The organism is Capnocytophaga sp. oral taxon 878 (assembly GCF_002999135.1).
Lineage (GTDB): Bacteria > Bacteroidota > Bacteroidia > Flavobacteriales > Flavobacteriaceae > Capnocytophaga.
In genome coordinates this window covers 1,850,345-1,868,431 of record NZ_CP027229.1, presented here as the reverse complement: position 1 = coordinate 1,868,431, position 18,087 = coordinate 1,850,345, and the positions used below count along the sequence as shown (strand labels likewise).

The following is an 18,087-nucleotide window of genomic DNA, read 5'->3' as shown; positions in this document are numbered from 1 at the left end:
AATATGTTATATCGTTCAAAAATTAAGGGACTCGGATTTTACGTTCCCGATAATATTGTTACCAACGACGATTTGTCGAAATTAATGGATACCAACGATGCTTGGATACAAGAGCGCACAGGTATTAAAGAACGCCGCCATGCCCTTAAAGGTACTGAAACTACTACCTCAATGGGTGTCAAAGCAAGTTTAAAAGCTATCGAAGCAGCCCAAATCAATAAAGAAGAAATAGACTTTATTGTATTTGCAACATTAAGCCCCGATTACTATTTCCCAGGTTGCGGTGTATTGGTACAGAAGGAATTAGGGCTGCCCAATGTCGGAGCATTGGATATCCGCAACCAGTGTTCAGGCTTCATCTATGCCCTTTCAGTAGCCGATCAGTACATCAAAACAGGTATGTACAAAAATGTCTTAGTTATAGGGTCCGAAACCCAATCCCCAGCCTTAGATATGACTACCCGTGGGCGCAATATGGCAGTACTATTTGGCGACGGAGCAGGAGCTGCCGTTGTATCACGCTCCGATGATGCCCAAAAAGGTATCCTCTCTACCCACCTACACAGCCAAGGAGAGCACGCTGCCGAGTTGGCAATGATTACCCCAGGAGTAGGCACCAAATGGGTACCCGAAATACTAGCCGAAAACAACCCCGATGATGTAAGCTATTATCCTTATATGAATGGTCAGTTCGTGTTCAAAAACGCAGTAGTACGCTTCTCCGAAGTGATAGAAGAAGGCTTGAAAGCTAACGGACTCACACGTGCCGATATCAATATGCTTGTGCCTCACCAAGCCAACCTGCGTATATCACAATTCATACAGCACCAATTCAAACTCACCGATGAGCAAGTATTCAATAACATAATGAAATACGGTAATACAACCGCTGCATCGGTACCTATCGCCCTTACCGAAGCCGTACAACAAGGCAAAATTAAAGAAGGCGACCTCGTAGTGCTCGCAGCCTTTGGTAGTGGCTTTACCTGGGCAAGTGCTATCATCCGTTGGTAGCCTCACAGCAGGCAGCTATCTCACACGGATTGCACGGACAGTACGGAATAAATCCGTAATATCTGTGTAATCCGTATTAGCTTTAAATAACTGCCAATTTGTCATTCTTTGCGGGTTTGGCAAATAATTTGCTATATCCTAACAAGTAAATTTTAAAAAGAATCATTATGAGTACTGAAGATATTAAAACAGACGACCTACAGAATGAACAAGAGGTTGCCGATACAACTAATACCTCTGCACAAGAGGCTACTGCTACCCCTACATCAGCCGAAGAAACAGCAGATGATTTGTTAGCAAAAGAGAAAGATAAGTTTTTACGCCTTTTTGCCGAATTTGAAAACTACAAAAAACGCACAGCCAAAGAGCGTATAGAGCTATTCAAAACAGCAGGGCAAGACATTTTGTCAGCTATGCTGCCTATATTAGATGATTTTGATCGCGCTTTGATTGAATTGGCCAAATCAGCCGATGAGCAAACCCTTAAAGGGGTCGAACTTATCTATACTAAGCTAGTTAGCACCCTCAAATCTAAAGGTTTAGAAAAAATAGAAGTAGCACCCAACGATGTTTTCGATAGTGAACATCACGATGCTGTTACCCAAATACCTGCCCCCACCCCCGACGCCAAAGGTAAAATCGTAGATGTGGTACAAACAGGTTATAAGTTATCCGATAAAGTAATACGTTTTCCTAAAGTAGTGGTAGCACAATAAGGAGGAGCAATGAAAAAGGATTACTACGAAATATTAGAGGTAGCCAAAACAGCTTCGGCTGCCGAAATTAAAAAAGCTTACCGCAAGCAAGCCATTAAGTATCACCCCGATAAAAACCCAGGCGACAAGCAGGCTGAAGAGAACTTTAAATTAGCTGCCGAAGCCTATGAAGTACTGAGTGATGAAAACAAACGCGCCCAGTACGACCGTTTTGGGCACGCTGCCTTTGAAGGCAGTATGGGTGGCGGAGGCTTCTCAATGGATGATATATTCAGCCAGTTTGGCGATATCTTTGGTGGCCATTTCTCAGGTTTTAGTGGCTTTGGTGGTTTTGGAAGAGGAAGCAGCCAACAGCAGGTGTACGTAAAAGGCGAAAACTTACGTATACGTGTGAAAGTCACCTTGGAAGATATTGTAAAAGGTACTGAGAAAAAAGTAAAAGTACGCCGTAAGGTAAAAGGCGAAGGTACTACTTACAAAACTTGTACTACTTGCAACGGGCGCGGACAGGTAATGCAGCAGGTACGCACTATGCTCGGTGTAATGCAAACAGCTAGTACTTGTACTGCTTGTGGCGGTACTGGTGAGGTAATTGATAAACACGATAAAGATACTGATGCTCAAGGGCTAAAAACCATTGAAGAAACCATCTCTATAAATATTCCGGCAGGGGTAATGGATGGCATTCAGCTTAATATGAGCGGCAAAGGTAATGAAGCCCCTGTTAAAAATAGCGTACCTGGTGATTTGCTTGTGCTTATAGAAGAGCAAGAACACGAAACCCTAAAACGTGAAGGCGATAATCTACATTATGACTTATATATCAGCTTCCCCGAAGCTGTATTAGGAGCTACTAAAGAGATTGAAACTGTTACAGGTAAAGTGCGCATCAAGATTGATGAAGGGGTACAATCGGGTAAAATATTGCGCTTGCGTGGTAAAGGAGTGCCAAGTTTGCAAGGCCGTGCAGCAGGTGATCTTATCATTCACGTAAATGTATGGACCCCTAAAAATCTTACTGATAAGCAAAAAGCCTTTTTCAGGGAAATGCAAGATAGTGAGAATTTTAACCCCAACCCCGATAAGAACGAGAAATCGTTTTTTGAAAAAGTAAAAGAAATGTTTTCATAGGTTATTTTTTAAAATGGAAAAGGGACTTCCGAAAATAAAGGAAGTCCCTTTCTTGTTTTTAAAGAGTTGCTTATCAAGAAAAAAATACTATTTTTGCCACAATAAAACTAAAAAAATGATAGCAAGTATTTTTACAATTTTAGTAGCCCTTGAGCACCTATACATCCTCTATATAGAAATGTTCGCTTGGGAGACTCGTGGTAAGGCCTTTTTTAAGTCTTTACCCGAACATTTATTTGCCGACACTAAAAGTATGGCCGCCAATCAAGGCTTGTACAACGGCTTTTTAGCAGCAGGGCTGATATGGAGCTTCTGTATCTCTGATCCCCAATGGAGCCTATATATACGTTTCTTTTTCCTAGGTTGTGTAGCAGTAGCAGGGATTTATGGAGGAATCACCACCTCTGGGAAAATATTTTTTGCCCAAGCTATGCCCGCTATTATAGCTATATGTCTTAGTCTACCCTTTTAAGTGAAAAATGTTCTTTGTAGTTCACTTTTCACTTTTCTTAAAAAAAATCAATCCATGTTAAAAGATATTTTACATTTTCGCAGGGCGGTGCGTTATTACGCTCCTACGCCTATTAGTGAGGAAAAGGTGCGTGAATGCCTTAAGCTCGCTACACTAGCTCCTACAGGTTTCAATATGCAACTATATGAGTTGTACCATATTACCGATAAGGTTTTGTTAGAAAAATTAGCAAAAGCCTGTTTAGGGCAACTTACAGCAACCACGGCACAACAGATGGTGGTTTTCGTGACCCGTCAGGATAAGCACCGCCAGCACGCTCGTGCTATCTTGGAATTTGAACGCGGTAATATAAAGCGCAATAGTCCCCCCGAAAGGCAAGCCAAACGCATTAAAGATAAAGAGAAGGATTACGACAAACTGATGCCCTTTGTGTACAGTCGTTTTTTTGGCTTATTAGGTGCTTTCCGCAAACTGTTTGGGGTGGTCGCCAGTTGGTTTCGCCCTATGGTGCGAGAACTCTCTGAAAGTGATGTACGTGTGGAAGTACATAAAAGCTGCGCGTTTGTAGCGCAAACTTTTATGCTAGCAATGGCAGAGGAGGGGTACGATACTTGTCCCTTAGGGGGGTATGATAGCCGTCGTATTAAGAAACTGCTGCACCTACCTTATGGGGCTGAGGTGAGTATAGTTGTCACTTGTGGAATTCGTGAAGAGCGCGGCATCTGGGGAGAAAGGTTTAGATTGCCTTTTGAGGAAGTTTACAGACATAAATAGTAGAAATGATGATTAATCCAAATCTTATTGAGAAATTGCAGGATTTTTTCCGAAAGAATCCTATAACAGTAGGAGAACCCTCCACAGCCGATGAGCTATTGCTTGTGGAACAAACTATGCAATTGAGATTAGATGAAACTCACCGATATTTATTACTACATTATGGAGGGGTAGAGTAATAGGTGACATTCGCATTTATGGGCTAAAAAATGCTGAATTAATAGGTGATGAAACTTTTGTAGAACTTACTAATGATTTTAGAGAACAAATGAGTATAGAGACACAACAATATGTTATCTCGGTAGATGATATGGGGAATCCTATATTGATAGATACGGCAATTCGTGAAGTGATTTTATATAATCACGATATTGGAGTGTATGAAAAACTCTTCGATTCGTTAGAAGATCTTATCCTTAGTAAATTAAGCAAATGAAAATAATACTGTAAGGAATACAGATATAGTGTAAAGGAAAAGCACAAGAGACAATGAAAGGAATCATCTTAACAGATAACACTAATTACCTAGGTTTTGATAGAAATATTTCTCTATGGGGGCAAAAATCTTTTCAATATCCTGTAGTAGATGATTATTTTCTAGAAACAAAATATCTTGAGCGTATTCTGGAAGAAAAGGAAAGTCTTTTTAAGAATAATCTTCATCTATTATACTTCAGTGAAGATAGTTGTGAATTTCCCGATTTTAAACAAATAGGTGTAGATTGTGGCTATTTATATGAGCCAATTGATGATTTCTATATAGGTTTTTCAATCATATACAATGAGATACTAAGAATTGACAATTCTTTTTGTGTAGAATATAAAAAACAACTTAATGAATATTCTCTTTTTTCCTCCGCTGTGCAGGCAAAATCTTTTTTACAAGAAAGAGCTTTTTTCTGTGATAAGTATAAGTTTGAAAATGCTTTTCAGAAATTGAGTGTTGTGAATATTTATATATACAAATAGATTATGGTTTATTTTAGAATTATCTTTAAAGAGGATAATAAGTTGTGGCGAAAGTATTTTACTTTTGCTTATCGTTTTGTGATAGGGGATAATGAGGATGTGAAATTTCCTGAAAACTATACGCTTCAGTCTTCGGATGTGTTGAAGATACAAGCACTTAATCATCAAGGAGAGGTGGTGAAAGATATTTCTTTCTTTAAGGTGAAAGAGAAACTCAAAGAAGCTCTTTTACAATTAGCTGAAATACCTAAGTTTTTAGATTTTACTGAATTATGATTTAAAAAGGATTATTTTTTTTAGTTACTTTAATAACTTGGAATACTATAAACAAGTATTCTTCTTACTACTTAACAATTAAGAAAAGCAGCTGCTGAGGGTGAAACTTGGCAGCTGCTTTTTTAGGTAAGAGGTAAAAGAGAGGGGTAGGGGAAGATGATTTTAGAAAAAATGTTGTAATAATTTTTGTAATTCAATAAAAAGTATTACTTTTGCCGTTTGATTAATAATACCAAACAAATTTATACTTATTATAAACGATTGTAAACAATGGCAGTACTTGAAAAAATTAGAAGTAAAACTGTATTCCTGATTGCGATTATAGGGCTTGCGCTCTTTGCTTTCATTATTTCAGACTTTATAGGTAAAGGAAGGTTTAGTAACCATCAGCCTAGTGAAATTGGTAGTGTGAATGGTGAGGAAGTTCCTATTGGTGCTTTCCGTCAGCAGGTGGAGAATGCTGTGCATCAGGCGCAAGGAAGAGCTACCTCTATTGAGGCAGCAAAATATGTATGGGAACAAAACGTACAACGTATCCTTCTAAAACAGCAGATTGAGAAATTAGGACTAAGTGTGGAGAAAGATCAAATTATTGATATTCTTTCTAAGAATCAGATGTTGGCTTCAGACCCACGTTTTACTAATGAATATGGAGTATTTGACGCTTCAAAATTCACCGCTTATATTGCTAACCTAAAAGCTACAAATCCTGATGAATACGGTATGTGGTTAATGCAGGAGGACGCTATTATTGAAGGGGCTAAAGAACAAATGTACTTTAGTTTTATTCGCGCAGGCTTAGGTGTTACTAATGCTGAAGCTGAAATGGCTTACCATGAGGAAAAGGATATGGCAGATATTAGCTATGTAGCCTTGCAATATAGTAGTATTGATGATAAGAATGTAACTGTAAATGATAGTGAGATTAAAGATTATATTAAGAAACACGAAAAACAGTTTAAACAAGAGGCTTACCGCAATATTCAATATATAGTTGTAAACCAAAAGGCATCCGAAGCTGATAAAGAGGCAGAAAAAGAGAGCTTGTTAAAAGTTTTGCAGCCAGAAATAGTATTTAATAGTACTACTAACAGTAATGATACTATCGCAGGTTTTGCTACTACTAAGGATGTACAGGAGTTTGTGAATCGCAAATCAGATACACCTTACGATACACTTTATGTTACTAAAAATGATATTAAATCGGCTTATGCTGATACGCTTTTTGCACTTCCAGTAGGTAAGCTTTATGGTCCGTATGAAGAAGATGGCAGTCTTAAACTTAGTAGAATGGTAGGCAAACGTGCTAACGGAGCTGTAAAGGCAAGCCATATACTTATAGCTTACACTGGCAGTATGGCTGCTAGTCCTAATACTACTCGTAGTAAAGAAGAAGCTAAGGCTAAGGCTGAGGAACTTTTGAGTGAGGCTAAGGGTGGTACAGATTTCAATACACTTGCTGCACAAAACTCGGATGAACCTAATGCTGCTTATAGTGGAGGACAGTTAGGATACTTTACTCGTGGTAGAATGGTAAAACCATTTAATGATTTTGTATTTTCTAATCCTGTAGGTACTTTAGGGGTAGTAGAAACAGATTTTGGTTATCACGTGATTAAGATTGAAGATCGTGCTGATGTGGTGAATATTGCTACTATCAGTCGTAAAGTGGAGCCATCAGATGCTACAATTAATGATTTGTTTTCAAAAGCATCGAACTTTCAGCTAAAAGCTACTGAAAATCCTAAAGAATTTGCTAATATAGCTAAGAATGCAGAACTATCGGTACTTCGTGCTGATAACTTGCACAAGATTGATGACCAGATAATAGGTTTAGGTTCTAAGCGTGATATTGTACAGTGGTTGTTCCAAAAAGATACTAAAGTGGGTGATATTAAGATGTTCACTTCAAGTGATAACTATATAGTAGCTCAGTTAGTAAAACAAGGAGAGGAAGGACTTAGCGAAGTGCAAGATGTAGCTCCTTTTGTGAAGCCTATTCTTATTCGTGAGAAGAAAGCTGCTATGCTTAAAGAAAAAGCTAAAGGGGCAAGTTTGCAAGCAATAGCATCGGCTAATAATACGGAAGTAAAAACAGCTACAGGTCTTACTATGAATAGTCCTATTATTATAGGAGAGGGACGTGAACCTAAAGTAGTAGGAGCTGCTTTTGGATTGAAACAAGGAGCTGTGTCTAAACCTATTGATGGAGAGAATGCAGTGTATGTAATTCAGCTTACATCGGCTACTATAGCTCCTCCATCGGAAGATTATAAGACATACTTAGAAACTATTGAGAAACTTCGCACTAATCGTGCTTTGCAAGGAATACTCAAATCATTGGAAAGCAATGCTGAGATTAAAGAAAATATAAGCGTATTTTACTAATAGGCAATAGAATATATAAGAGGTAAGAAGGGAAACAGTTTTTGTTTTACTTCTTGCCTCTTATTTTTTTATTATAATCACTTATTCATATTTAAATAAAATGGACTTAAGCAATTACCGAAAGACTTATGAGAAGCGCACTCTGTTAGAAAGTGATGTGCCAGAGAACCCTATGCAGTTGTTTCAGACGTGGTTTTATGAAGCAGATGAGAATGATGGGGTGGATGAAGCTAATGCAATGAGTGTGAGTACTATCGGATTGGATGGTTATCCTAAAACCCGAGTAGTACTGCTTAAAGAATACACTTATGAGGGGTTCATTTTCTATACTAATTACGATAGTGAAAAGGGACGGGCTATTCTTGCTAATCCGAAGGTGTGTTTGTCGTTTTTTTGGCCTAATATGGAACGGCAGATTATTATTAAAGGGGAAGCAGAGGTGCTAGCAGAGAACCTTTCGGATGGGTACTTTGAGTCCAGACCTTTAGGGAGTAAATTAGGGGCGATAGTATCGCCACAGAGTGAGGTAATACCCTCAAGGGAGTACTTGGAGGAGTGTTTGCAGGTTTTAGAACAGAAATATGAAGGGAAGGAGGTGCCAAGACCTGCGCATTGGGGAGGTTTTTTGGTACGCCCCCAAAGTATAGAGTTTTGGCAAGGACGCCCTAACCGCTTGCACGACCGCTTGCGCTACACCCTCACAGAAGACTATGATTGGAGATTGGAGCGCTTGGCACCATGATGAAGAGATTTAATATATTTTGCAAAGTTTTTATGATTTATTTGTTTATTTGCTAATTATATGTATCTTTGCGGTACTAATATAATTTGTTAAAATATGAAAACACGTACTAAGATTTTGATTGTGGTGGTTTCTGCCCTTATGGTGGCTTTGTTACGACAAGATTGGGATAGCCTTGTAAGTTCGTTTTGGGAAGGTTATCAGCTGGGAAAACAACGCTAAAATGTAACTAAAACTTTATAACAAGGATAGTGAAAGTTTTATTTTAGAAAATAAATAAATAATTAAAAAGATATGAAGACAAAAACAGGAAAATGGATTACAGGTACTTTTTTCATTATGATGGCAGTGGTATATTTGTACAATAACTGGTCATCATTGAAAGAAGGCTTTTTGGAAGGGCTGTATGGCAACTAAAAGGTGTAGCAGTATACTTGCAGGTTTATTTATAATTTATAGGAGACTGTAGAAAGAACTGTTTATTATATTACGCATTAAAATATGATAGAGAAAGACTATTTGAAGAAGCAAATAGATCTTTTTTTTGAGGAACTTACTGCTTTGCTAGCTAAGAAGCCTTTCAAAGAAGAAAAATTAAAACATTTAGAAGGGTATGCTGAGAAATACACTCGGCATACCCTTACTTATTTTATGAATACCCCTGTGGAGGCTATATTTTTGGAATATGAAAACGATGTGAATACTTTAGAAATTATTTCGGAATTATTATTACAAACAGAAAATGAGATTGGCGTACTACAAAAAGCAGCTAAGATAATAGGACGTGTGGATATTGTAAGTAAAGATTTTTCGTTTAGGAGAAAAGAGAATAAGGAACGTATAGCGCAGGAAATTATAAAAATGCTTGGATAAAAAAGCATTTTTTGGGTTGTGGCAGCAGGTGATTAGTTTTATTCTTTGGGAGATACTCAGCTGCGGTGGCTTGCTGACTATCCTTCGTTTATAGTTCGTTTATCCTTCGTTATTCGTTCGTTCGGTCTTAACTTAGGGTTGGCTGAGAGTGTAAGGATGGATTATTGTGCTGAGGAGAGAGAAAGGTGGTGTGTGTTTGACTTAAATATGGTAATTGGTACATTTGTTAATTTGCTAATTATTTGTACCTTTGCCGAAAATTAGAAAGAATGGATAAGATTTTTTTCCCTTTTTTATTTCTGCTTTTCACTATAAATGCTTTTGGGCAAGAGGATAGTGATGATGGTATGATAGGGACTGCCGCAAGTACTATAAGCGGCACTACTACTGATTTGCATTACTTGGAAGACCAGTTTTATATTGGACTTACATACGATTACCTTGCTGGGAAAGCAAATAGTGTGGTGCAACATAATTTATCACACGGGATACACGCAGGTTTTATACGTGACTTACCTCTGAATAAAAAACGCAATTTGGGTTTTGGTATTGGTGTGGGGTATGCTTATGATGTGGTGTATAACAATATGGTGGCTAACCGAGCTTTGGATGTGGTAACTTATGAGATAGTGGAGCACTTTAAAGATTTGGCCATCAGTAAGAATTATTTTAAGACACATGCTATTGAGATACCTGTAGAGTTTAGGTTTAGAACTTCGACTCCTGAAAGTCATAAGTTTTGGAGGGTGTACACAGGTGTACGATTGGCGTACTTGTTTGGCGGTAGGAGCTTGTATACGGCTAATGAGGTAGATACTTCTTTCCAGAATGTTGATATAGCTAAAACTTTTCAGCTAAAAACTTTTATTGCTTTTGGTTATAACGCCTTGAACTTTTTTGTGCAATATAATCTTTCGCCTATGCTGAGTGATGCTAAAGCCAATGATGGTACAAGCTTAAAATCAAATGTGTTACAAATAGGACTCTTGTTTTATATTTTATAATGAACGATCAACTTACAAGATGGCGACTTATTTTGGGTCGGGATGCACAGGCTATGGGAGATGTGTCTTTGACAGAAGAGCAATCACTGATGGATGCTACTCTTGCTGCCCTTTATGACGATACAGATGGTACTGGCAATGGAGGTGGTGGAGGAAAGCGCTCGGCTGGGTTGGGGAGTTCTTCTCCTAACTTGGCGAAGTGGCTTACTGATGTACGTTCTTTTTTTCCGCCTGATGTGGTGAGTGTTATCCAAACGGATGCTATTGAGCGCAAGGGGCTTACTAAACTTCTTTTTGAACCTGAAACTCTTAAGAATGTAAAGCCAGATATCTCGATGGTGGGTACGTTGATGGCATTGAAGGGGCAGATTCCTGCCAAATCAAAAGATACAGCCAGAGAGTTGGTAAAAGAGGTGGTGAACGAGATTATGAAGCGTATGGAACAGGACTTGCGCAGGGCTGTTACGGGTGCTTTGAACAAAAAAGCGCATACCCCTATAGCTAATTTCTCATCGACAGATTGGAAAAGAACCATACAACGCAACCTTAAGAATTACGATACGGCTACGAAACGTATTATACCTGAGAAGTTTTACTTTTTTGAACGTACCCAACGGCAAAAGAATTGGACGGTGATACTGGATATAGACCAAAGTGGCTCGATGTGTGATTCGATTATCTACTCATCGGTGATGGGGTCTATTTTTGCAAGTATGCCAGCTTTGGATACTCACGTGGTAGTGTTTGACACAGAGATTACAGACCTTACGGAGGCTTGTAGACAAGACCCTGTGGATATGCTTTTCGGGGTGCAACTGGGCGGTGGAACTGATATTAACAAATCGGTGGCGTATTGCCAGACACTTATTGAGAATCCGCGTAAGACGATGTTTATCCTTATATCAGACCTTTATGAAGGAGGGGTGAGAGCGGGGCTTTTGCGCAGACTGAATGAGATGCATCAAGATGGGGTAAAGGTAATAGTACTTTTGGCTTTGTCGGACAGTGGTAGGCCTGATTATGATGAACATCTTGGCAAAGAGATTAGTAAATTGGGTATTGCTTGTTTTGCTTGTACGCCTGATAGATTGCCTGAACTGGTAGAGAATGCACTGAAGGGTAATGACCTTAAAAAGTTTGAAAGTGCGAGTAGGACAGAGAAAGAGGTGTAAGATGAATTGCTAATTCATCGGGGTTGGAGGACTTTTTTTTTTTAATATATATTATTGTTATTTTCAGCTTTTAATAGAAAAACGCTTGTAGGCGATGATATAGAGGGCTATTAGGACACGTATTTTGATAACTATGGTTGGGAAGGCTATATGCCTTATTTTTTTTAATTTTTAACACTTAACTCAATGAAAAAACATTCAAAAGTTTGGAATGATACTAAGACACACGACTCTTGGTCGATATTTAAAATAATGGGGGAATTTGTACACGGTTATGAGCAGATGAGCTCGATAGGGCCGTGTGTGTGTATTTTTGGTTCGGCACGTATTAAGCCTGATAATCCTTATTATGAACTTACTGTGCGCATTGCCAAAAAGATAGTAGATGAGGGTTTTGGTATTATTACTGGTGGTGGGCCAGGTATTATGGAAGCAGGTAATAAGGGGGCACACCTTAACAAAGGAGTATCGGCAGGACTGAATATTGACTTGCCTTTTGAACAGAGCAACAATAGCTATATAGACCACGATAAGAATATTAAATTCAACTATTTTTTTGCTAGAAAGGTGATGTTTATTAAATATTCGAAGGCTTTTGTGGCTATGCCAGGTGGTTTTGGTACGCTTGATGAGCTTTTTGAGACGCTTACCTTGGTTCAGACTGGTAAAATAGATAAAATTCCTATTATTTTGGTAGGTACTGACTATTGGGGAGGCTTAGTGGGATGGATTAAGCAGGTTTTGCTGGAGAAATTTGGTAATATTAGTGCTGAGGACTTGGATTTGTTTCACTTGGTGGATACAGAAGAAGAGGTGATTAAAGTGATAGAAGATTTCTACAATAATAAACAGCAGCTAAGACCAAACTTCTAAGGATTAATAATTGATAATTGACAAATGGAAACTTTGCTAAGGCTATAAGGTCTTAGCAAAGTTTTTTTTGTTAGTACTGAGTAGCTGAGGGAGATGGGAGAGATGAGAAAAATGTGGTGATTGGGGAGTTTTGTTGCGAATTTGGCAAAGAGGGGGAGGGGAGGTGAAGCGGTTGATAATCAGTGGAGTGAGGTGTATCCTTCGTTTATAGTTCGTTTATCCTTCGTTATAGGTTCGTTCTTCCTAAGCTATAGTTATAAGGTGGTTGGGGGGTGGATGGAAGTGTAATGGGTTGATTATCAAATAAGATCCAAGAGATAAGAAGTGAGGGTGGGGGATGAGAAAAAATTGAAAGATTGGTAACAAAAATGAGAAAAAGGTGAGAATTTTTTAATTTTGGGTGAGGTAGAGGAGATGGGACTTTTGGGAGTAGAGGAAGGGGAGTTGTGGGCTTTAAAGATATTGTTTGACAGGGGAATAGGGAGTATTTTTTAAATGTAAAATCGGTGTTATTTTTGTTTGGTGTTAGTTGTTATTTTATAAATAAATTGTATATTTGCAGCTTGAAATATATAAAAGCAAAATATAATGAAGACTACCACTCGTACATACATTTTATGGTTTCTGCTATTGTGTGTGCAGTTTTTGACAGCACAAAAAGGGGTAGAGGCTTTGTTTATTAAAGAGGGTACGCTACTGAAGTGTGAGAATAATAAGATTCCGGCGGATGGGCGTATTGAGTTGCCACGCACTGTAAAGATGATTGGTGCTGAGGCTTTTAAGGATTGTAATAGGCTGAAAAGTATTGATATAGGGGGAGGAGTAACAGCTATTGATGAGCGTGCTTTTTTGGGATGTGCGGCTCTTGAAGGGGTAGAGATGTTGCCTAATTCGGTTCAGCAAATAGGTGCGCAAGCTTTTGCTTATTGTTCTAAATTACAGAGTGTTACATTACCTAACTCGGTAACAGAGATAGGTGAGGAGGCTTTTAGAGGATGCTTTTTGTTACAACAGGTTGATATTCCTGAAAGTGTTACGGTGCTTGGTGGTAGGGTTTTCTTAGATAATACGAATCTTAAAGAAGTGAATTTCATCACTCAAAACCTAAGGGTGATACCGTCGGGGTTATTTTACCAGTGTAAGGAACTAAAAAAGGTGAATTTGCCAGCGAGTGTAAGGCATCTTAAGAGTAGTGCTTTTGCTTATTGCGAGGCTTTGGAAGAGATTTTGCTTCCTGAGGCCTTGGAGGTGGTAGGAGATGACTGTTTTGAGTATTGTAAGAGGCTAAAGGCTATTGATATTCCTGACAGTGTGATATATATAGGGTCTAGCGCTTTTCATAGTTGTACGGGGTTACAACAAGCAAAGTTGCCTTATGGCTTGCGGCATATACTGAATGATACTTTTTTGGATTGTACTGCTTTGCAGGCTATTATCATTCCAGATACGGTAGAGAAAATTAATATGCATGCTTTTAGAAATTGCACTTCACTTGCAGCGGTGCAGTTTCCGTTGGCGCTTACCGATATATATTACGGGGCTTTTTATGGCTGCAAGAATCTTCAAGAAATAACGCTTCCTGATGAGGTTAAATATATAGGTGTATTTGCCTTTGGTGAATGTACGAGCCTGCAAGCCATAGAGTTGCCTCGTGCAGTGATAGAGGTGGCTGCAAAACTCTTCTATAATTGTAGTAGCTTAAAAGAAGTGAAACTATCAAAATTTACAACGAGTATAGGGGTACAGACATTTTATGGTTGTAGTAGTTTGGCAGAACTGAGATTGCCAGCTACAGTAGAAAAGATTGATTTGGCAGCCTTTGAGAATAGCGGACTTACAGAATTGCATTGTAAGGCAGTAACGCCTCCGGAAGTAAATAGGAGTTTGGGGTATAAGGGGAAGGTAGTGGTGCCATATAGATCGGTTGAGGCTTATAAACAAGCTGTAGGCTGGCAAGACTGCGCTGTGGAATAAGTTTTTTTTCAAAAAAAGTTGCAAAAGTTTTGCAGGTTAAAATATTTGTTGTACTTTTGCCACCCAAAAGCGTGCATAATTGTGTGCTAAATAACACATTGATATAACATAACATATTATGGTTCAGTATATTAAAGAGTCGTATGAAGAGTTAAAGAACCACGTAACGTGGCCTACACTTGCTAGTTCACAGAAAGAAATGGTGGTAGTAGTGGTATTTGCCGTGCTATTTTCATTAGTTATATGGGGAATGGATTCTTCATTTGAATACCTTATAGGTAAGTATTTTAAATTTATGCAATAAAAACAACGGATAATGTCTGGATTGTTAGAAAAGAAGTGGTACGTTGTAAAAACAGTTACCGGTCAGGAGAATAAAATAAAGAACTACATAGAGAGTGAATCAAGCCGTTTGGGCTATGCTGACTATGTAGAAGAGGTATTAGTGCCTACAGAGAAGGTGGTGCAAGTGCGCAATGGTAAGAAAATTACTAAGGAGCGAGTGCATATGCCAGGATATGTAATGGTAAAAGCTCATTTGGCTGGAGAGGTAGTCCATATAATCAAATCAATTCCAGGTGTAGTAGGCTTTTTAAGTGAAACCAAAGGGGGAGACCCGCTGCCCTTACGCAAGGCGGATGTGAACCGTATGTTGGGGCAAGTAGATGAGCTAGCTGAGACAGTAGAAGCGGTAGCTATTCCGTATGAAGTAGGAGAGATGGTGAAGCTTATAGATGGGCCTTTCAATGGTTTTAACGGGACTATTGAGCGTGTGAATGAGGAGAAGCGCAAGCTAGAAGTAATGGTGAAGATTTTTGGAAGAAAAACGCCATTAGAGCTTAGCTATACCCAAGTAGAAAAAATGTAACAAAGAGCCTGAATGCCTATAGGTGTGAGGGAAAAATTAAATAAATATTAATAATAAACAATGGCAAAAGAAATTAGTAAAGTAGTTAAACTACAAGCTCGGGGAGGTCAAGCGAACCCTTCGCCACCAATTGGACCCGCATTAGGTGCTGCCGGTGTTAACATTATGGAGTTCTGTAAACAGTTTAATGCTCGTACACAGGACAAACAAGGGAAAGTACTTCCTGTTGTTATCACAGTTTATAAAGACAAGTCATTTGACTTTGTTATAAAGACAGCTCCTGCTGCAGTTCAGCTATTGGAAATCGCTAAGGTTAAAGGAGGTTCCGGAGAGCCCAACCGTAAGAAAGTAGCCAATGTTACTTGGGAACAAGTAAAGGCTATAGCAGAGGATAAGATGCCTGATTTGAGTGCATTCACCCTTGAGGCAGCAATGACTATGATTGCTGGTACGGCACGTTCAATGGGTATAACAGTAACTGGTGAAAAACCTTTTTAATCGGAAAGCATTATGGCAAAATTGACAAAGAAACACAAAGAAGCTCTTGCTAAAGTTGATAGGAATAAGCTTTATTCCCTCAAAGATGCTTCTGCATTATTGAAAGAAATCACTTACACAAAATTTGATGCTTCGGTAGATATCGCGGTGCGATTGGGAGTAGACCCACGTAAAGCGAACCAGATGGTTCGTGGTGTGGTAACACTACCTCACGGAACAGGTAAAGATGTGCGAGTGTTGGCCCTTGTAACTCCTGATAAAGAAGCTGAAGCTAAAGCAGCTGGTGCTGACTATGTGGGGTTGGATGAATATCTACAAAAAATTAAAGATGGTTGGACAGATGTAGACGTTATTGTTACTATGCCTGCTGTAATGGGTAAATTAGGACCTTTAGGACGTGTGCTAGGACCTCGTGGTTTGATGCCTAACCCTAAGACAGGTACTGTTACTATGGAGATAGGTAAAGCTGTACAAGAAGTAAAATCTGGTAAAATTGACTTTAGAGTAGATAAAACAGGTATTGTACATGCTTCAATAGGTAAAGCCTCTTTCTCAGTAGAGAAGATTGTAGATAATGCAAATGAGCTTATACAAACATTGATAAAAATGAAGCCTACCGCTGCAAAAGGTACTTATATGAAATCTATTTACCTTTCAACTACTATGAGTCCTAGTGTGGCAGTAGATACTAAAACAGTTTAATTGGTAGTTAAAAAACGAAATTATGACAAGAGAAGAAAAATCATTAGTAATAGAAAATTTGACTGCTCAGTTAGCTGAAAATAATGTTATTTATGTAACAGACCTAACTGGATTAAATGCTCAAGCTACAAGTGCGTTACGTCGTGCTTGTTTTAAAGCAAATATCAAGTTGGCAGTAGTGAAGAATACCTTGCTTGCTAAAGCGATGGAAGCTTCAGATAAGGATTTTGGTGAATTACCAAGTATTCTTAAAGGTAATACCTCATTGATGTATGCAGAAGTAGGAAATGTGCCTGCTAAGCTTATCAAAGAGTTTCGTAAAAAATCAGAAAAGCCTATTTTGAAAGGGGCTTATATTGATTCGGCTGTTTTTGTAGGTGATAACCAATTAGATTCTCTTGCGGCAATCAAATCTAAGAATGAGGTTATTGGTGACATCATCGGCTTGCTTCAATCACCTGCTAAAAATGTTATTTCTGCTCTTAAATCAGGAGGCGGAAAATTGGCAGGTATTATCAAAACCTTGTCTGAAAAAGAGTAATTCAGAACGCACAAATTTATTCATAAACAATTAAAAAAACGATAGAAAAAATGGCAGATTTAAAAAATTTCGCAGAACAATTAGTAAACTTAACCGTTAAAGAAGTAAACGAGCTTGCACAAATCCTTAAAGAAGAATACGGAATTGAGCCAGCGGCAGCAGCAGTAGCAGTAGCAGCAGGACCTGCAGCAGGTGGAGCTGAAGCAGCAGCTGAAAAAACTGAATTTGACGTAATCTTGAAATCAGCAGGTGCTAACAAATTAGCTGTAGTTAAATTAGTAAAAGATCTTACTGGTCTTGGACTAAAAGAAGCTAAAGAAGTAGTAGACGGTGCTCCTTCAAAAGTAAAAGAAGGTGTTTCTAAAGAAGAGGCAGAAGGTCTTAAAAAATCTTTAGAAGAAGCTGGAGCTGAAGTAGAATTGAAATAATTTTACAAATAAACCCCATAAGGTTTAGGTCTTTTTCAATGGTAAAAAGACCTAAACCATTTTGTAATTTAAATAAAAGCTAACGCACAAAACAATACAATAACAATATTATGGTGGAATATTAAAGATACTTCTGCCAAATAAACATAAAACAAAATGAGCAAACATCTTGAACGCTTAAATAACATCTATTGGAGTTTCTCTAAGAAATATTACAATACTGTAGAAGAGTTTAAAAAGGATATTGAAGAGTATAATATTAGCTGTGAAAATGAAAAAGAATGGCGATTAGATGAGCTAGTAATTGATGAGCCTAGTATTGAAATGCAATATATGGCTTGGGTACATCCAGAAGATATACTACCCAATGAGGAGCTGATGGAAGATGAAGATTATTTTGAGCAAGAACCTGATGATGATGAGTATGGTTATCAGGTAGAATTGGCAGCGACTTTGCTTCCTGATAATGGAAAGAGCTTTTTGGGTTATGAATTTCTGATGAAAGTACATAACCAACAGGCTAATAAAGAATTAGGTGACCATATACTTTATGAAGGTTCTGAAGTAGAAAGAGAAGAAGATGGTGTTGCAAGAACCTATATCTACTGTGGCAGCTAACAACTAATGATAACAACTTACTACTAACACACTAAATAATAATTTAAAGTAAAG

The 18,087-nt window shown here is 38.3% G+C and carries 25 protein-coding genes; all 25 read left to right on the top strand.

What is annotated here, in order from left to right; genetic code table 11:
- The first annotated feature begins 3 nt into the window (after positions 1-3).
- The 25 genes from C4H12_RS08415 (at position 4) to C4H12_RS08310 (ending at position 18,033) form a co-directional block, all read left to right on the top strand.
- A complete protein-coding gene (locus C4H12_RS08415) occupies positions 4-1,014 on the top strand; it encodes a 3-oxoacyl-ACP synthase III family protein (protein ID WP_106098534.1) in 1,011 nt (336 codons plus the stop codon).
- Between the two features lie 167 nt (positions 1,015-1,181).
- Positions 1,182-1,730, top strand: coding sequence for a nucleotide exchange factor GrpE (locus tag C4H12_RS08410; RefSeq protein ID WP_106098533.1), 549 nt, complete (start codon positions 1,182-1,184; stop codon positions 1,728-1,730).
- Positions 1,731-1,739: 9 nt separating this feature from the next.
- Positions 1,740-2,861 carry a molecular chaperone DnaJ gene (gene dnaJ, locus C4H12_RS08405; protein ID WP_106098532.1) on the top strand — a complete coding sequence of 374 codons (1,122 nt, stop codon included), beginning with the start codon at positions 1,740-1,742 and terminating at the stop codon, positions 2,859-2,861.
- Between the two features lie 115 nt (positions 2,862-2,976).
- Positions 2,977-3,333, top strand: a complete 357-nt coding sequence (locus tag C4H12_RS08400; protein ID WP_106098531.1) for a DUF1304 domain-containing protein — start codon at positions 2,977-2,979, stop codon at positions 3,331-3,333.
- A 54-nt stretch (positions 3,334-3,387) separates the two neighbouring features.
- Positions 3,388-4,107 (top strand): nitroreductase family protein, encoded by a 720-nt coding sequence (locus C4H12_RS08395; protein WP_106098530.1) that lies wholly within the window; start codon positions 3,388-3,390, stop codon positions 4,105-4,107.
- Between the two features lie 5 nt (positions 4,108-4,112).
- Positions 4,113-4,286 (top strand): hypothetical protein, encoded by a 174-nt coding sequence (locus C4H12_RS13895; protein ID WP_254424737.1) that lies wholly within the window; start codon positions 4,113-4,115, stop codon positions 4,284-4,286.
- Between the two features lie 89 nt (positions 4,287-4,375).
- Positions 4,376-4,543, top strand: coding sequence for a hypothetical protein (locus tag C4H12_RS13890; RefSeq protein ID WP_254424736.1), 168 nt, complete (start codon positions 4,376-4,378; stop codon positions 4,541-4,543).
- Between the two features lie 53 nt (positions 4,544-4,596).
- Positions 4,597-5,076, top strand: coding sequence for a hypothetical protein (locus tag C4H12_RS08385; RefSeq protein ID WP_106098529.1), 480 nt, complete (start codon positions 4,597-4,599; stop codon positions 5,074-5,076).
- Positions 5,077-5,079: 3 nt separating this feature from the next.
- Entirely contained in the window at positions 5,080-5,352 is a 273-nt protein-coding gene (locus C4H12_RS13885) for a hypothetical protein (RefSeq protein ID WP_254424735.1), read from the top strand.
- 270 nt (positions 5,353-5,622) lie between these two features.
- Entirely contained in the window at positions 5,623-7,740 is a 2,118-nt protein-coding gene (locus C4H12_RS08375) for a peptidylprolyl isomerase (RefSeq protein ID WP_106098528.1), read from the top strand.
- A 100-nt stretch (positions 7,741-7,840) separates the two neighbouring features.
- Complete coding sequence (gene pdxH / locus C4H12_RS08370) at positions 7,841-8,482, top strand: pyridoxamine 5'-phosphate oxidase (RefSeq protein WP_106098527.1); 642 nt, start codon at positions 7,841-7,843, stop codon at positions 8,480-8,482.
- 96 nt (positions 8,483-8,578) lie between these two features.
- Positions 8,579-8,704, top strand: a complete 126-nt coding sequence (locus C4H12_RS13955; RefSeq protein WP_256387538.1) for a hypothetical protein — start codon at positions 8,579-8,581, stop codon at positions 8,702-8,704.
- Between the two features lie 72 nt (positions 8,705-8,776).
- Positions 8,777-8,899 (top strand): hypothetical protein, encoded by a 123-nt coding sequence (locus C4H12_RS13950; RefSeq protein WP_256387537.1) that lies wholly within the window; start codon positions 8,777-8,779, stop codon positions 8,897-8,899.
- Positions 8,900-8,983: 84 nt separating this feature from the next.
- Positions 8,984-9,355 carry a hypothetical protein gene (locus tag C4H12_RS08365; protein WP_106098526.1) on the top strand — a complete coding sequence of 124 codons (372 nt, stop codon included), beginning with the start codon at positions 8,984-8,986 and terminating at the stop codon, positions 9,353-9,355.
- A gap of 269 nt (positions 9,356-9,624) precedes the next feature.
- A complete protein-coding gene (locus C4H12_RS08360) occupies positions 9,625-10,359 on the top strand; it encodes an outer membrane beta-barrel protein (RefSeq protein ID WP_106098525.1) in 735 nt (244 codons plus the stop codon).
- Positions 10,359-11,531: a VWA domain-containing protein gene (locus C4H12_RS08355; protein WP_106098524.1), complete on the top strand. Its 1,173-nt coding sequence runs from the start codon at positions 10,359-10,361 to the stop codon at positions 11,529-11,531. Before C4H12_RS08360 ends, C4H12_RS08355 begins: the two co-directional genes overlap by 1 nt.
- 186 nt (positions 11,532-11,717) lie before the next feature.
- Complete coding sequence (locus C4H12_RS08350; protein WP_106098523.1) at positions 11,718-12,404, top strand: TIGR00730 family Rossman fold protein; 687 nt, start codon at positions 11,718-11,720, stop codon at positions 12,402-12,404.
- A 588-nt stretch (positions 12,405-12,992) separates the two neighbouring features.
- A complete protein-coding gene (locus tag C4H12_RS08345) occupies positions 12,993-14,378 on the top strand; it encodes a leucine-rich repeat domain-containing protein (RefSeq protein ID WP_106098522.1) in 1,386 nt (461 codons plus the stop codon).
- 118 nt (positions 14,379-14,496) lie between these two features.
- Positions 14,497-14,682, top strand: coding sequence for a preprotein translocase subunit SecE (secE, locus tag C4H12_RS08340; RefSeq protein WP_106098521.1), 186 nt, complete (start codon positions 14,497-14,499; stop codon positions 14,680-14,682).
- 12 nt (positions 14,683-14,694) lie between these two features.
- A complete protein-coding gene (gene nusG / locus C4H12_RS08335) occupies positions 14,695-15,246 on the top strand; it encodes a transcription termination/antitermination protein NusG (protein WP_106098520.1) in 552 nt (183 codons plus the stop codon).
- Between the two features lie 60 nt (positions 15,247-15,306).
- Positions 15,307-15,744 (top strand): 50S ribosomal protein L11, encoded by a 438-nt coding sequence (gene rplK, locus C4H12_RS08330; protein ID WP_106098519.1) that lies wholly within the window; start codon positions 15,307-15,309, stop codon positions 15,742-15,744.
- A gap of 12 nt (positions 15,745-15,756) precedes the next feature.
- The gene (gene rplA, locus C4H12_RS08325) at positions 15,757-16,446 is read left to right on the top strand and encodes a 50S ribosomal protein L1 (RefSeq protein ID WP_106098518.1); all 690 of its coding nucleotides are present in this window, start codon (positions 15,757-15,759) and stop codon (positions 16,444-16,446) included.
- A 22-nt stretch (positions 16,447-16,468) separates the two neighbouring features.
- A complete protein-coding gene (gene rplJ, locus C4H12_RS08320; protein ID WP_106098517.1) occupies positions 16,469-16,987 on the top strand; it encodes a 50S ribosomal protein L10 in 519 nt (172 codons plus the stop codon).
- A 50-nt stretch (positions 16,988-17,037) separates the two neighbouring features.
- Complete coding sequence (rplL, locus tag C4H12_RS08315) at positions 17,038-17,415, top strand: 50S ribosomal protein L7/L12 (protein WP_106098516.1); 378 nt, start codon at positions 17,038-17,040, stop codon at positions 17,413-17,415.
- Between the two features lie 156 nt (positions 17,416-17,571).
- On the top strand, positions 17,572-18,033 hold the full coding sequence (locus C4H12_RS08310) for a hypothetical protein (protein WP_106098515.1): 462 nt from the start codon (positions 17,572-17,574) through the stop codon (positions 18,031-18,033).
- Positions 18,034-18,087: the final 54 nt, after the last annotated feature.

Coding starts and splice junctions, on each gene's coding strand:
- nusG (WP_106098520.1), top strand. CDS start 14,695: ATGTCTGGATTGTTAGAAAAGAAGTGGTACGTTGTAAAAACAGTTACC.
- C4H12_RS13885 (WP_254424735.1), top strand. CDS start 5,080: ATGGTTTATTTTAGAATTATCTTTAAAGAGGATAATAAGTTGTGGCGA.
- C4H12_RS13955 (WP_256387538.1), top strand. CDS start 8,579: ATGAAAACACGTACTAAGATTTTGATTGTGGTGGTTTCTGCCCTTATG.
- C4H12_RS08350 (WP_106098523.1), top strand. CDS start 11,718: ATGAAAAAACATTCAAAAGTTTGGAATGATACTAAGACACACGACTCT.
- C4H12_RS08345 (WP_106098522.1), top strand. CDS start 12,993: ATGAAGACTACCACTCGTACATACATTTTATGGTTTCTGCTATTGTGT.
- C4H12_RS08410 (WP_106098533.1), top strand. CDS start 1,182: ATGAGTACTGAAGATATTAAAACAGACGACCTACAGAATGAACAAGAG.
- secE (WP_106098521.1), top strand. CDS start 14,497: ATGGTTCAGTATATTAAAGAGTCGTATGAAGAGTTAAAGAACCACGTA.
- rplL (WP_106098516.1), top strand. CDS start 17,038: ATGGCAGATTTAAAAAATTTCGCAGAACAATTAGTAAACTTAACCGTT.
- dnaJ (WP_106098532.1), top strand. CDS start 1,740: ATGAAAAAGGATTACTACGAAATATTAGAGGTAGCCAAAACAGCTTCG.
- C4H12_RS08375 (WP_106098528.1), top strand. CDS start 5,623: ATGGCAGTACTTGAAAAAATTAGAAGTAAAACTGTATTCCTGATTGCG.
- C4H12_RS08365 (WP_106098526.1), top strand. CDS start 8,984: ATGATAGAGAAAGACTATTTGAAGAAGCAAATAGATCTTTTTTTTGAG.
- C4H12_RS08310 (WP_106098515.1), top strand. CDS start 17,572: ATGAGCAAACATCTTGAACGCTTAAATAACATCTATTGGAGTTTCTCT.
- C4H12_RS08355 (WP_106098524.1), top strand. CDS start 10,359: ATGAACGATCAACTTACAAGATGGCGACTTATTTTGGGTCGGGATGCA.
- C4H12_RS08395 (WP_106098530.1), top strand. CDS start 3,388: ATGTTAAAAGATATTTTACATTTTCGCAGGGCGGTGCGTTATTACGCT.
- pdxH (WP_106098527.1), top strand. CDS start 7,841: ATGGACTTAAGCAATTACCGAAAGACTTATGAGAAGCGCACTCTGTTA.
- rplK (WP_106098519.1), top strand. CDS start 15,307: ATGGCAAAAGAAATTAGTAAAGTAGTTAAACTACAAGCTCGGGGAGGT.
- C4H12_RS08400 (WP_106098531.1), top strand. CDS start 2,977: ATGATAGCAAGTATTTTTACAATTTTAGTAGCCCTTGAGCACCTATAC.
- C4H12_RS08385 (WP_106098529.1), top strand. CDS start 4,597: ATGAAAGGAATCATCTTAACAGATAACACTAATTACCTAGGTTTTGAT.
- rplJ (WP_106098517.1), top strand. CDS start 16,469: ATGACAAGAGAAGAAAAATCATTAGTAATAGAAAATTTGACTGCTCAG.
- C4H12_RS13895 (WP_254424737.1), top strand. CDS start 4,113: ATGATGATTAATCCAAATCTTATTGAGAAATTGCAGGATTTTTTCCGA.
- C4H12_RS13890 (WP_254424736.1), top strand. CDS start 4,376: ATGAGTATAGAGACACAACAATATGTTATCTCGGTAGATGATATGGGG.
- C4H12_RS08360 (WP_106098525.1), top strand. CDS start 9,625: ATGGATAAGATTTTTTTCCCTTTTTTATTTCTGCTTTTCACTATAAAT.
- C4H12_RS08415 (WP_106098534.1), top strand. CDS start 4: ATGTTATATCGTTCAAAAATTAAGGGACTCGGATTTTACGTTCCCGAT.
- rplA (WP_106098518.1), top strand. CDS start 15,757: ATGGCAAAATTGACAAAGAAACACAAAGAAGCTCTTGCTAAAGTTGAT.
- C4H12_RS13950 (WP_256387537.1), top strand. CDS start 8,777: ATGAAGACAAAAACAGGAAAATGGATTACAGGTACTTTTTTCATTATG.